The 13,836-nt window shown below is 59.1% G+C and carries 10 protein-coding genes; 8 read left to right on the top strand and 2 right to left on the bottom strand.

The features are described from left to right. Nucleotides 1-59: 59 nt before the first annotated feature. Both FJV47_RS15500 and FJV47_RS15495 read right to left on the bottom strand, forming a co-directional pair. Nucleotides 60-1,130 carry a glycosyltransferase family 1 protein gene (locus FJV47_RS15500; protein ID WP_159614561.1) on the bottom strand — a complete coding sequence of 357 codons (1,071 nt, stop codon included), beginning with the start codon at nucleotides 1,128-1,130 and terminating at the stop codon, nucleotides 60-62. A 42-nt stretch (nucleotides 1,131-1,172) separates the two neighbouring features. Beyond that, nucleotides 1,173-2,441: an MFS transporter gene (locus tag FJV47_RS15495; protein ID WP_159614560.1), complete on the bottom strand. Its 1,269-nt coding sequence runs from the start codon at nucleotides 2,439-2,441 to the stop codon at nucleotides 1,173-1,175. Nucleotides 2,442-2,759: 318 nt separating this feature from the next. Between FJV47_RS15495 and FJV47_RS15490 the strand changes: the two genes are divergently transcribed. From FJV47_RS15490 to bioD, 8 genes are all read left to right on the top strand, one after another. Further along, complete coding sequence (locus FJV47_RS15490; RefSeq protein WP_235026495.1) at nucleotides 2,760-4,283, top strand: aspartate aminotransferase family protein; 1,524 nt, start codon at nucleotides 2,760-2,762, stop codon at nucleotides 4,281-4,283. Next, on the top strand, nucleotides 4,283-5,629 hold the full coding sequence (locus FJV47_RS15485; RefSeq protein ID WP_200832025.1) for a lysine N(6)-hydroxylase/L-ornithine N(5)-oxygenase family protein: 1,347 nt from the start codon (nucleotides 4,283-4,285) through the stop codon (nucleotides 5,627-5,629). Before FJV47_RS15490 ends, FJV47_RS15485 begins: the two co-directional genes overlap by 1 nt. A 13-nt stretch (nucleotides 5,630-5,642) precedes the next feature. Further along, nucleotides 5,643-7,991 (top strand): GNAT family N-acetyltransferase, encoded by a 2,349-nt coding sequence (locus tag FJV47_RS15480; RefSeq protein ID WP_159614558.1) that lies wholly within the window; start codon nucleotides 5,643-5,645, stop codon nucleotides 7,989-7,991. 193 nt (nucleotides 7,992-8,184) lie between these two features. Then, entirely contained in the window at nucleotides 8,185-9,417 is a 1,233-nt protein-coding gene (gene bioB, locus FJV47_RS15475) for a biotin synthase BioB (RefSeq protein WP_159614557.1), read from the top strand. Then, nucleotides 9,414-10,778 carry an adenosylmethionine--8-amino-7-oxononanoate transaminase gene (bioA, locus tag FJV47_RS15470; protein WP_159614556.1) on the top strand — a complete coding sequence of 455 codons (1,365 nt, stop codon included), beginning with the start codon at nucleotides 9,414-9,416 and terminating at the stop codon, nucleotides 10,776-10,778. The genes bioB and bioA overlap by 4 nt, the downstream gene beginning before the upstream one ends. Next, the gene (locus FJV47_RS15465; RefSeq protein WP_159614555.1) at nucleotides 10,771-11,943 is read left to right on the top strand and encodes an aminotransferase class I/II-fold pyridoxal phosphate-dependent enzyme; all 1,173 of its coding nucleotides are present in this window, start codon (nucleotides 10,771-10,773) and stop codon (nucleotides 11,941-11,943) included. The genes bioA and FJV47_RS15465 overlap by 8 nt, the downstream gene beginning before the upstream one ends. Further along, nucleotides 11,943-13,121 carry a cytochrome P450 gene (locus FJV47_RS15460; RefSeq protein ID WP_159614554.1) on the top strand — a complete coding sequence of 393 codons (1,179 nt, stop codon included), beginning with the start codon at nucleotides 11,943-11,945 and terminating at the stop codon, nucleotides 13,119-13,121. The genes FJV47_RS15465 and FJV47_RS15460 overlap by 1 nt, the downstream gene beginning before the upstream one ends. Beyond that, nucleotides 13,118-13,816, top strand: a complete 699-nt coding sequence (gene bioD, locus FJV47_RS15455) for a dethiobiotin synthase (protein ID WP_159614552.1) — start codon at nucleotides 13,118-13,120, stop codon at nucleotides 13,814-13,816. Before FJV47_RS15460 ends, bioD begins: the two co-directional genes overlap by 4 nt. Nucleotides 13,817-13,836: the final 20 nt, after the last annotated feature.

Genomic DNA, 13,836 nt, shown 5'->3' with positions numbered 1-13,836 from the left:
AATTTTCCACGATTTCCTCTGCTATTCAGGCCCTCGTCGACACCAACGCCGAGGAATCATTATTTGTGATCTGACACATATTCCGCCAAGTCCAACAGTTGTTGCGCAGAGCGTTCCCAAGAGTAAAACTCTGCGCGTTGAACGGCGCGGCGCGAATAGTCATCCCACACTGATCGCTCACCCAATTTTCGAACCTGAGCAGCGAATTCTTGCGCATCATCAGGATGGGCATAAAGGGCAGCGTCTTGAGCAACTTCTTTAAAGATTGGCATATCGGTGACAACCACCGGAGTGCCCATGCTCATGGCCTCAACAAGAGGTAGCCCATAGCCTTCTTCTCTGGAGAGAGTGACCAGCGCGGTGCATTCACTGAGCAATTGCTCGTATTCATCGTCACTGACCCCGTTGTGAAACACCACGCTGGCGCCCTCAGGAATCTGTTCCACGAGCTCTTCTCGACGCTGACCGTTAATACCGCTCAGCAGGTGAAGTTCAAATTCAGGTAGGTACTCCATGCCACGAAGCAGGGTTTCAACGTTCTTGTACTCCATAAAGGAGCCCATGTAGAGCAGGGTTTTCTTGGGCTGTTCTGCCGGGTTTCGGCGAGCAAAATTTCCGGAAGGAGCGTTTGATACCAGACCGATGCGTTTTTTGGTCAGTCGGTGTTGGCGCATGAGATCTGCGGTGGTGTTCGAGACAGTAGCCACCGCATCGGCACGATTAAGCAAGAACCGCTGCGGCCAATAAACCTGATGGAAAAGGAACCAGCCAGCACGAATTGGCGCAGGCAAGAACTTAGGCGCGTGCGGATGCGCATAGTAAATCAGGTCGTGCAGGGTGAGGATTACCGGAAATTTTCGCCCAATCGTACCCATGGTTTGCATCGGCGAAAAGACAACATCGGGCTTGAGCTTATTGATCTGCAGTGCGACCAATGGTTCTAACACGCTCGTTGGTGCGCTCACCTTCAAATATGGAACCTCAGGGAGCATCGCCAACTGGCGCGTGTCGTTGATCAGCATGGTGACGTCAGCGAGCTTGCTCGCTGAGGCAATCAGTCCTGCGGTATAGCGACTAATTCCGTCATGGTGGGTGATGCGGGTATATCGGGCGTCGATAACTAGTTTCACGTGCGCGGTTGCCTTAAATTTTCGGATCCAATGTTTTCCAGCCTAGCGTCTTGGCCGAAGACCCATGCTCCAACTGCAGCAAAGCAACGCGGCTAGGGCAGCAACACCCCAACCAGTGAGCGCCACTACCGTTCCGAAGCCACTTCCCAGTACACCACCGAGCAGACTACCCAGCGGGATCGCGCCAAAGGTAAAAAGGCGTCGTGCGCTCAGGACTCTACCCAGAAGTTTCTCTGGAACGATTTCCACCAGCCAGCTCGAAGCGGAGACATTAAATAGCAGCGTCGCACTGCCCCACCCCAGTGCATGTAACGCCACGAGAGCGATACTCCAAAATTCATTGGTGAAGGCGGCCACTACGAGCACGGCCACCAGGACCATCTGGGCCAAGGTCATACTGAACAACAATTCTTGGGCGGAATATCGTACCACAACCCTACTGGCCAGCAGAGCTCCGATCAGACCGCCGACGCCTGCTAAAGAAGCATAGAGTCCAAATCCAAATTCGCCGAAGCCTAGGTCTTTGATGATGAAGATAGCTTCCACCGAAGATCCCATCGCCAAACCGAGGTTGGAAAGGCCCACGACAAACGTCGTCATTCGTAGTTCACGGTGTTGAAGCAGATGACTTACACCGGCGAACACTTCCCTCTTGCCTTTGGTACCTGCTCGGGCCTCGGCTACATTCGAGCTTTCCCTGATCCCAGCAAGATGAGGGCGAATGCGTACTGCGAGTAGTAGCGCAAAGATGGCAAGAGCCAGCGATACGCCAAGCAATGCCGGTGCGCCCAAAAGCGTGAACCCGGTTCCGGCGAGCGCCGGAATGATCACCGTCATCGATTGATCTGCAGCGCTAAGCCGAGCGATGAGCTTGCTAATGCTGGCAGTTCGAGTTTTGGGATCAGCTCCGATGATTCGCGGTACCGCTGAGGTTTGTGCGGTTTCAGAAAATACGTTGCAAGCCCCGAGCAGCGTACAAAGCAGAAGCCCGATTCCAATACTCATCTGACCGCTAAACGCGAGCACCATCAGGCAAAACAGAAGTGTAATTTTCCCCGATAGGCCAATGCGTAGCATCCGCAGGGCAGAGTACCTATCCACCCAATGGCCGGCCGGAATAGCGCATAAAACGAACGCCAGAGACCCCAGGGTGTTCAGCAACCCCATTTGCATTGCACTAGCGCCCAAGGTGCCAACAAAGAGTAATTCAATGGTGATGTCGCTCAGGCTTCGCCCGGCAGCATCGGTGGCATTCGAAGCAACCAAATGCCGTTGGCTACGGCTGATAGTTGCAAGCTCATTCGCTGCCACAAGCGCCTCCTAGTTTCTTTCGCCTGAGCTTATGCAATTCGATACAACTGCACAATCAACCGATTAGCGAAACTAGGAAATTGGCTAACGTGAGGATTTTCCTCCGCATGAAGCGTTTGAACTGAAATAGATGAAGCTTCAAATATCAGGTCAGGGGTCAATTTATCACAGTAGATACTTCAGTCGCGCAAGATGTCGAAAAATCGCATTTTCGCATAGCGCCGAGTTACTCGGCTTGCATTAACTAATTACTTTGTGTTGTTAATAGAATCTTGTTAGGTGAGCCTGACCAAATACTTTCGATCCTATCTGAGGAGCATGCTCTTGGGTACTTCACTACCTACCCTGCAATTCCCTGATGTTCCGTTGCCACTCTATGACGAAGCACTGCTGTGCTCGGACACCGCGGCAATCTATGAAAACGACTCCCGCAACGCTGTAGCTTCCGTTGCCACCAAATTTGCGACAGTCAATGCCCCGACGACTGGTCCAAGTCCAGAGCAGCTGGCTAGCAAGATCAATCAGGTTGATCTGACTCTCCCATTGGGCAGCACCGCGGATTCATTGGCTGAGCTTGATGACCTCTATTTGAACGACGCCGTGTATTTTCACGACACAAAATATGCCGCCCATCTGAACTGCCCTGTGGTTATCCCGGCGGTTGTGGCAGAAAACTTCGTCACCTCCATCAACACTTCGATGGATACCTTCGACCAGAGCGCCGGGGCAACGCTCATCGAACGGAAACTGGTCAACTTTACCGCTGAGCTCATCGGTTATGATCCTGTTCAGGCCGACGGAATATTCACTTCCGGTGGCACCCAGTCCAATCTGCAGGCGATGCTCATCGCGCGCAACACCGCCACGGCTAAACTTCAAGGATCTTTGCCCGAGCGGCTAGCAAACCTCAGGATCTACTGCTCCGAAGACGCCCACTTCTCTATCCGCAACGCGGCAATGCTTCTCGGCCTGGGCTACGACGCTGCAGTGGCCATCCCTACCGACGCTCAGCACCGCATGGATGCCCATGCGCTGAGAACCCGCATCGTGGAAGATGTGCAAGGCGGATTGGTGCCGATGGCGATCTCAGCCACCAGTGGCACGACCGATTTTGGCGCCATTGATCCTCTGCCCGAACTACGCCAGATCGCCAACGAATTTGATGCCTGGTTCCATGTGGATGCCGCCTACGGCTGCGGTCTCCTGCTCTCGGAACGTCACCGTCACAGGTTGGATGGAATTGAGCAAGCAGACTCGGTCACCGTGGATTATCACAAGTCCTTCTTCCAGCCCATCGGCTCAAGCGCGCTACTAGTCAAATCCGCATCGAGTTTTGAATCGATCGCTCACTATGCCGAATATCTGAACCCAGCTGCCGAAGCAGCAGCTACCCCAAATCAGGTTTCCAAGTCCTTGCAAACCACCCGCCGCTTTGACGCGCTGAAATTATGGGTCACCCTGCGCTCCTTGGGGGCCGCGCGCCTCGGGGCGATGTTTGATCAGGTCATCGCGCTGGCCGAGGACGCGCAACAAGAAGTTGCCATGCGCTCCCAGCTACATCTGGTGACCGACGTACAACTAAGCACTTTGGTCTTCGCATTTGAAGACCCGGAGCACCCACTGACGCTGAGTGAGCATAACGCCGTGGCCAATCAAATCCGTCAGCGACTGTATTCCAGTGGTGAAGCCATGATCGCGGCCACCACCATCAAGGGTAAGAGACTACTCAAACTCACCCTGCTTAATCCGAACACGACCCTGTCTGACGTCAGCGAAATCCTCGATGCCATTTGCCGCATCGGCACCCAGATCCTGGCCGAACTCACCACCGGAGAGAAATAATGAACCAGCCAAGTCAACATTTCGACGTCATCGCCATCGGTGCTGGACCCTTCAATTTGGGTTTCGCGGCACTGACCGACGGTGTCGAAGACCTCCGTGTTGCTGTGCTTGAGGCCAGCGAAGAATTCATCTGGCATCCGGGCATGATGTTGCCTGGTACCCACCTTCAGGTTCCCTTCATGGCTGACCTTGTTACGTTGGCAGATCCGACAAATCAGTACTCGTTCCTGAATTATCTCAAGGCGACGCAACGAATCTACCCGTTCTATATCCGCGAAGACTTCTATGCGCTGCGCCAAGAGTACTCCAACTATCTCGCGTGGGCCGCAGAAAACCTTCCCAGCGTCCGGTTTTCTCACCGCGTTCTAGATTCTGAATACCGCGACGGATGCTATCACCTTTCGGTGTTGACCGAAGAAGGAGTAAGCCACTTCAGCGCCGACAAGCTGGTACTGGGCACCGGCACCCAGCCCTATATGCCACCGGTTATCGCCGAAAACGCGGCCCAAAATGGCCAAATCATTCATTCGGGCCGGTACCTCTTTGAACGTGAATCGCTGTTGAGCTCTTCCACCGTCGATTCTCGTGATCAAGTGCACTGCGTAATCGGTAGCGGACAAAGTGCCGCGGAGGTTTTTCTCGATCTGCTGCATAGCAAGAAGGACGAAGACCACCTGATCTGGGCCACCCGCTCCGAGCGGTTCTTCCCGTTGGAATACACCAAGCTCACCTTGGAAATGACCTCGCCCGAATATATTGATCATTTCCATTCCCTGCCGATGGCCAAACGCGATCAGCTCAATGCCGAACAAAAGGGACTCTACAAGGGCATTAACGCAGATCTGATTAACCAGATCCACGAAGAGCTCTACGAGCTCAGCATCAACGGCCCCACCAATGTGCATCTACGCACCGGGTGCGCAGCAACGAGTTTCACCGCCGCCGATCAGGGCATCAACGTGCATTTGCACCATGAACGCACCGATGAGCAGCTGAGTTTTGTGGTCGACAACCTGGTCTTAGCTACCGGCTACCGGGCCGGGGTTCCCGATTTCCTCAACGGAATCAGCCAGCGCATCGACTACCTCACCGATGGCCGATTCAACGTGGACCGTCAATACTCCATCGGCCTAGCGCAGGACATCTTCGTGCAGAACGCCGAGCTTCACACGCACGGTTTCACCGCGCCGGATCTGGGCATGGGTGCCTACCGCAATTCGGTCATTATCAATCGCATCGCCGGACGCGAGGTGTACCCGGTGGAAGAGCGCATCGCCTTCCAAGAATTTGGCGCCGCTGAACTTGCCAATTTGCCCACCGCCTCCCCCGTCAACTCGCACGTCTAAGGACACTGACTTTATGACCACGTTTACTTTCCGCTCTGTCGCTCTGCCACAGGACACGGACCTGCTGCACTCATGGATCGCTACCGAACACGCCGCCTTCTGGGGCATGCCCACCGCGACGAAGACACAAATCGCTGACGAATACAGCAGCCTTCTGGCCACCGCTGATTATGAGGTATTGCTCGGTCTTGATAGCACCGGCACCCCGCGGTTCCTCGTCGAGCTCTACGATCCGGCTACTTCCCCGCTGGCTGCGGCCTACAACTATGTGCGTGGCGATCGCGGTTTACACTTCTTGGCTCCCGCCAGCGATCAGCCGCAACCGGGCTTTACCCTGGAAGCCATGACTGACGCGATCCAACACGCCTTCGCTCAGCCAGGTATCGAACGCATCATCGTTGAACCCGACGCACGTAACAAGGCCATCCATGCGCTCAACGCTCGGGTAGGATTCCGCGCAATTCGTCCGATCCAACTGACCGAAGCCGACGGATCAACCAAGGCCGCATTGCTCTCAATCTGTACCCGCAACGAGTTTGAAGCCGCAACCGGGCGTGCTTTGGGCTCCTCCTTCCTCAGCCCTGAACGATGGGAAATCGCCAACCGCCACGTCTTGGCCAAAGCCCTCGGCGAGTTCTCGCACGAACGTTTGTTAGACCCGGTGGAACATGGCGAAGAGAGCTATTCACTGCAAAAAGATAGCCATCGCTACCGTTTTACCGCCTCAAGGTACCAGCTCAATCACTGGCTGGTGGATCCCGAAAGCATCGTGCACGAAAAATTTGTCCAGGGTTCGTGGCAGCCTTCGGACGTCGACGTGATCGACTTTGTCACGCTCTTTAGTCAGGAGCTCACACTCGCCGAAGCACAGTTGCCCACCTACTTAGAAGAGCTTGGCTCCACGCTGTCCAGTCACTGTTATAAGCAGGTGCACACCACCCACGATTCCGCTGCACTGGCCCAGTTCCCCGGCACCGCGGCGCAGTCCTTCCAGCTGATCGAATCCTCCATGACAGAAGGCCACCCGTGCTTTGTGGCCAACAATGGTCGAATGGGTGTGGATCGCAGCGACTACCTGCGTTATGCTCCTGAAACCGGTGCGGCGCTAAATCTTGGTTGGGTTGCTGCACACACATCCCGAGCGCAGTTCGACTCCATCGACACCCTAGATTACGACTCGTTGCTCGAGGATCAGTTGGATCATGCCGAACGCCAACGCCTTAACAACCTCTTGAGCGCTGAATTGACCGGAACCGGAGTATCCACCGCGGACTACATCTTCATTCCTGTTCACCCTTGGCAATGGGAAAATCGGCTAGCCATCACCTTCGCCAACGACATTGCCCGCAAGAAGCTCGTCTGGCTTGGTACTAGTTCCGACGAGTATCAAGCACAGCAGTCGATCCGCACCTTCTTTAATCTCTCGGACCCGACCCGCCACTACGTGAAGACTGCGATGTCGATCCTCAATATGGGATTCATGCGCGGGTTAAGTGCCGAATATATGAAGGTCACCCCTGCCATCAACCAGTGGCTTGGTGAGCTCTTTGAGAAGGACCGGGTACTTTCCACCCAACCGGTGGCGCTACTGCGCGAAATCGCTGCCGTCGGTTACCGCAACCCGCAATTTGAAGCCGCTACGTCCAAGAGCGCACCACAACGCAAAATGCTGGCTGCCCTATGGCGTGAATCGCCGATCAGCCTGCTTGAAGAGGACCAGAAATTGGCCACGATGGCCAGCCTCTTGCATGTTGATGCCCAAGGTTGTTCTTTCGCCGCTGCATTGATTCGGCGAAGCGGCATAGAACCAAGTAATTGGCTTTCGCAGTATCTTGATGCTTACTTGGTTCCGTTGGTTCACTGCCTGACCGCTTATGACCTAGTATTCATGCCACATGGTGAGAACGTGATCATGATTCTTGAGAACGGCGTCGTGAAGAAAGTGCTCCTGAAGGATTTGGGCGAGGAGATCGCGGTACTTTCCGACCGGGTTGAGTTGCCCGATGAAATCCGTCGCGTGCGCACCGGTGGGGATCCGGTACTCTCGGTCTTTACCGATGTCTTTGATTCCTTCTTCCGTTTCTTAGCCCCGCTCTTGGACCGAGAAGGCCTCTTGGCGCAGGACGAATTCTGGAAAGTTGTTGCCGATCGACTTCTGGCTTATCGTGATGAGCACCCGGAATTCGCGCTGGACTTTGATGCCTTGGGACTTTTCGAAACTTCCTTCCCGCTCTCCTGCCTGAACCGGTTGCAGCTACGCAATAATCAACAGATGCTCGATCTCACCGACCAGTCCGGTGGTCTGCTCTACGCCGGCGATTTGGAGAACCCGTTGACGGTGGTAGTTCGAAGCGTCAACTAGCACTCAACAAGAAATTGCACCACGTCGCACAGTAATCGTGTGGCGAGATAATTTTCAGTCAGCTCCGAAAAAGTCCCTGCATTGAACAATGTTCAATGCAGGGACTTTTTCGTGTACATTAGTGTCGTATTGAACACCGTTCAAGTCGAAACCGCTTCAGTTTAGGCGGCCAAGGTACAAGGCGAAGGAACCCATGAGCATCTCCCCGCGGCACACCACCACGATCGATTTCACCGAACTGGCCACGAGAATCGAGCAGGGCCATGAGCTCAACGCCGAAGAAGCGCTGGAGCTGCTGGCCACTGCTGATTCCGCTACCTCTAGGCTTGTCAGCGCCGCCGGAATGCTGCGGCGCAAGCACTTCGGCAATACGGTCAAAGTCAATTACCTGGTGAACCTGAAATCGGGATTGTGCCCCGAAGATTGCACCTATTGCTCGCAGCGGCTGGGTTCCAAGGCCGAAATTCTGAAGTACACCTGGCTCAAGCCCGAAGAGGCGGTACACCAAGCCGGCTTGGGTATCGCCGGCGGTGCCTCACGAGTGTGCATGGTTGCCTCGGGCAAAGGCCCAACGGACCGGGATGTTGACCGCGTCGCAACGATGATTGGGGCATTAAAGGAGGAGCACCCTCAGGTTGAGGTATGCGCATGCCTGGGCATCCTGAAAGAGGGCCAGGCCCAGCGACTCAAAACCGCCGGCGTCGATGCCTATAACCACAATCTGAATACAGCCGAGTCTCTTTACCCGGAAATCTGCAGCACCCACAGCTTCGATCAGCGCGTCGCCACGGTTGAGCAGTCCAAGTCTGCGGGCCTCTCCCCCTGCTCGGGGCTCATCGTGGGACTGGGCGAAACCGCTGAGCAGCTGGTTGAGGCAATTTTCGCCTTGCGCGCTTTGGATGCCGATTCCATCCCGGTGAACTTCCTGATGCCTTTTGACGGCACCCCTCTGGAAGGCACGTGGAACTTAACCCCGCTGGCCTGTCTGCGGATCTTAGCCGTAGTGCGATTAGCCTGCCCAGACAAGGAACTCCGGATGGCCGGCGGACGCGAAATGCATCTGCGTTCCCTGCAGGCCAGTGCCCTGGAAGTTGCCAATTCGCTGTTCCTCGGCGACTACCTGACCAGCGAAGGACAAGACGCGAAAACCGATCTGGCCATGATCGCCGATGCCGGTTTTGTGGTGCTGGGTCAAGAGGGTCGGAACCCCGCCGGCCTCGCCCAAGCGCTGGGTGAGGCCGCGGCCCATGCTTCGCGCCAACCGGAAGATGCGGGCAATGCCGAGGTCAGCGGGTGCAGCGGATCCTGCTGCTCTGCGAATGCAGCCCCTGCCTGCGGCAGCGGGTCTTCGGGCTGCGGCCCTGCCGACTCTGAGCCGGTGTTGCGCCGCCGCGGTGCCGGGACGCAGCAGATCCCGAACGCATGATCGCCACCGAACCGGACTTGCTCGCCCGGGATGCCGGGCTGCTCTGGCACCCCTATGCTCCGCTGGATGCCGGAGCCAGCTATGCGGTCACCGAAGCACGCGGCACCCGGCTGGTCTTGGAAGATGCCCGGGGCGAACGCCGTGAGGTCTTCGATGGCATGTCCTCATGGTGGTCCGCGGTGCACGGCTACCGCAATCCGGTGCTGGATGCCGCCGCGCGCGGGCAGCTTGAGCGATTCAGCCACGTGATGTTCGGCGGGTTGACCCACCGTCCGGCAATCGAACTGGCCGAACGCTTGGTCGCTATAGCACCCGAAGGGCTGCGCCATGTGTTTCTGGCCGACTCCGGGTCGATCAGCGTTGAGGTGGCACTAAAGCTCGCCTTGCAATATCAGGATTCCAAAGGCCGCTCAGGACGGCACCGCTTCGCAGCGTTGCGCGGCGGCTACCACGGGGATACCTTCGCGACCATGGGCATCTGCGACCCAGTGGATGGCATGCATGCAGCATTCGCTCCGCTGGCCACCACGCAGGTATTCCTGCCCAAGCCGCCGGCGGCACGCCGCACCGAGCAAGGTGGCTGGGAGCAGAGCGAATCTGCGATGCAGCAGTGGGAGCAAGAAACCCGCCGCCTTATTGCAGCGCACGCTTCCCAACTGGCCGGGATCGTGTGCGAGCCGGTGCTGCAGGGAGCTGGAGGCATGCGCATCTACGCCCCGGCGGCGCTGCGGATCCTGCGCGGGCTGGCTAATGAGTACGACCTGGTGCTGATCGCCGACGAGATCGCCACCGGTTTCGGGCGCACCGGGGAACTGTTCGCGGTGCAGTATGCCGGGATCGAACCGGACATCATGTGCGTGGGAAAAGCCCTGACCGGAGGCTACCTCACGCTGGCCGCGATGCTCTGCACCACCAGAATCACCTCGGCCCTGGCCTCCGGCCGCGGTGGCACCGGGGCCGCACTGCTGCATGGTCCCACCTTCATGGGCAACCCACTGGCCTGCGCAGTGGCTTGCGCCTCACTCGATCTGCTCACCGGCGCTCCGGGAACAGATTCCCCGGGCCAGGAACCGTGGCGCACCCAGGTTGCCGCCTTGGAATCCGGGTTGCGCTCCGCACTGGCTCCCGCCACGCAGCTTGACCGCATAACGGATGTGCGGGTACTCGGCGGGGTTGGGGCCATCGAGCTCGACGGGCCCGTGAACGTAACGGCACTGACCCAGGCCGCGGTGGACCGCGGACTGTGGGTGCGGCCCTTCCGAAACCTGGCCTATGTGATGCCTCCGTACACCAGCACCCCCAGCGACATCGCCGCCCTAGGCCGGAGTCTGATCGGCGCGCTGGAACAAATCCATGGCTGAGCCCGCTGAACACTGGGAGGCCTGGCTGGGCACCCGAGCACGAGTGCGCGAACGGCGCGGCCTGCAGCGCAACGATAGTCTCAAGTGCCGGGTCTTCGATCTGGCGTCCAACGACTACCTGGGTTTGTCCGCGCACCGGCAGGTACGCCAAGCCGCGGCCGATGCCGCGCTGGAGCACGGCGCGGGCGCCGGTGCCAGCCGGGTGGCCGGTGGAACTTCCGCTGTGCACCGGGAGCTAGAAGCCGGGCTATGCGACTACGCCCACCGGCAAGCGGCGCTGGTTTTCTCCAGCGGCTACACCGCCAATCTGGGGGCGCTCAGCGCCCTGGGTGGTCCGGGCAGTCTGTTCATCCTCGATGCGCATGCGCACGCCAGCCTAATCGATGGCGCCAAGCTTTCGGCATCCGCGGTGGCTACCGCTGCGCACAACGACCTCGCAGATGTCACCCGCCTGCTACAAACCAACCGTGAGGATCCGCAGGGCAAGCCGCGGGTGCTGGTGGTGGTCGAATCCGTCTATTCGGTCTTCGGGGACGCCTCGGCGTTGCCCGAGCTGGCAGCATTGTGCGCGCAGTACGGTGCCCTACTGCTAGTGGACGAAGCCCATTCGCTGGCCGCCACGCCACAGGGTTCGGCGGTTCACGCGGCCGGGCTGGCTGGTGCTTCGCATGTACTGTCCACCGCCACTTTGTCCAAGGCGCTGGGTTCCCAGGGCGGTGCCGTACTCTTGGGCGGACCTGGTGCCCAGGCGCTGCGTGAGCACTTGGTCAACGCGTCGCGCACCTTCATCTTCGACACGGGGCTGTCCCCTGTGGCCGCGGTCGCGGCACTGGCCGCACTGCGCTTGGCCACCCCGGAGCGGCTAGCTGCCCTGCAGTCCAATGCGCTGCTGGTTTTCGAGCAGTTGCGCAGTTATTCGCATCTGGCTGACCGCGTAGACGCCGGGGCTGGAGCGGTCCACTCGGTGCGGATGTCCAGTTCCGCCGCGGCATTCAGGGCAACGGCCAAGCTGGCGGCCGCGGGCATTGCTGTGGCCTGCTTCCGCCCGCCCAGCGTGCCCGACTCGATTTCCCGGTTGAGGCTCACCGCCCATGCCCAGCACCAGGGACCGGAACTTGAAATTGCCATCCATACGGTGGCTCGAACCATCGCCGAGGAGGATTGATGAACTGTCCCTATGCCGCTACGGCGAGCGCCCTGGACCAGGCCCCGCTGGCAGGTGACTTGCCGGCCGCCTACCCGGCCGCCATCAACCGGCGCTACCGGAGTATCGAGGACCCTGCGACGGTGCGCGCCATCCTGGCCCGACCCGAGCACTTCTCCCCCGCCAATGCGCTGGCCACCGCGGTGCCCCTTGCCCCGGCGGCGCTACGCATTTTAAGTCGGGTGAAATTCGCGTTACCCGAGGTGCTGGCCAGCGCCTCGGGACCGGAGCATCTGTCGGTGCGGCGGACTACCGCAGGATTCTTCAGCCCGGCCAAGGTTCGCGCCCAGCGCGAGCAGATCCGGACCCGGGTGCGCGAAATCTGCGCCGGCTTGGATACCCGACTGCGCCGAGGCGAGGTTCTGGATCTGGGCACCGAGCTGGCTGCGGTGATCCCGGTGGAAATCATGGCTCGAATGATCGGACTCCCGGTGCCGCCGCGCAGCAGCTTGAAGGCCTGGAGCCAGGATTCTCTGGAGCTGTTCTGGGGCTGGCCCGAAGAGCCACGACAGCTGGAATTGGCCCGCAGCGCAGCCCAATACTATGCCTGGCTGGACGGTGCTGTGCATGAGGCGGTGCAACGCGATGACGAAAATCTCTGCGCTCAGCTGCGCCGGACCGGGATTGGCGAGCGGCAATTGCGCTCCCTGGCCTATTTCCTGGGCATCGCCGGGCAGGAAACCACCTCGATGCTCATTTCCACCGCATTGCACGCAGGCCTTCGCGATCATCGCTGGAGCGCCTTGGCCCACCCGGACACGGGCATGGATTCGGCGCGACAGCTGGTAGACGAGGTGCTTTCCCGGGCTTCCTCGGTGCCGACCTGGCGGCGGATTGCCACTAGCGCCATCCGGCTCGGTGACCAGGAGTTCCAGGCCGGGGACGAACTGGTCTTGCGCCTGTCCGGAGGAGAGCTGGGCACCGCCGCTGATGCCTCGCTGGCCTTCGGACACGGTATCCACCGTTGTCTCGGCGCCGGGTTAGCCCGGATGGAAGCTGAATTGATCCTCGCCGAAACTGCGCAACTTCTGCCGGCACTTGCGGCCGATCCGAAGCCCGTGCGATTCGGCTACTCATTATCTTTCCAGGCCCCGGATGCGGTGTTCTGCCGCTACCCGGATGAATTGAGGCACCCATGATCCAAGTCATCACAGGAACCGATACCGAAGTTGGCAAGACCGTATCCACAGCCGTGCTGGCGGCCAGAGCATTGCAGCACGGGCAAAGCGTGGCCATCTACAAGCCTGCCCAAACCGGGGTGCAGGGCCAGGTACCCGGCGACGCGCTGGACGTGGCCCGCTGGCTGGGGCATCCCGAGAAGCTGACGGTTTCCGAAGGTGTGCGCTTAGCCGAACCCATGGCACCGGCGGACGCGGCCCGGTGCGCCGGATTGGATCCTGCGCTAGCCCTGCCGAGTCTGGACAGCCATGTGCAGCGGATCCTCGAAATGGCGGACAGCCACGATGTGGTGCTCGTCGAAGGTGCCGGCGGGCTACTTGTGGAGCTGACCGCGCAGGGGCAAAACATTGCGGATCTCGCCGCAGCGCTCGGTGCGGAGCTCGTGGTGGTGGCTCGACCAGATCTGGGCACCTTGAACCACAGCATGCTGACCTTGGAGGCCTGTCTTGCGCGCGGCTTTGATCACGGGACGCTATTGCTGGGCAGCTATCCGGCGCAGCCCTCGGCCCTGCACGCCCGGTATCTGGAGAACTTGCGGCAGATGGCCGTTAGCTGCGGCTGGCACTTCGCCGGGGCACTGCCCGCGAATCTGGTGGCGGATCCCGCCGGCAGCCACAGCGTGTTGCACCGGGTCGCCAGCGTCCTAGATCGGTAACCGGCAGCCGCCTTGCCTCT

This window comes from Glutamicibacter sp. JC586, from assembly GCF_009805585.1.
Classification (GTDB): domain Bacteria; phylum Actinomycetota; class Actinomycetes; order Actinomycetales; family Micrococcaceae; genus Glutamicibacter.
Note: the sequence above shows the minus strand (reverse complement) of the source record. Positions and strands in the feature narration are given on the sequence as shown.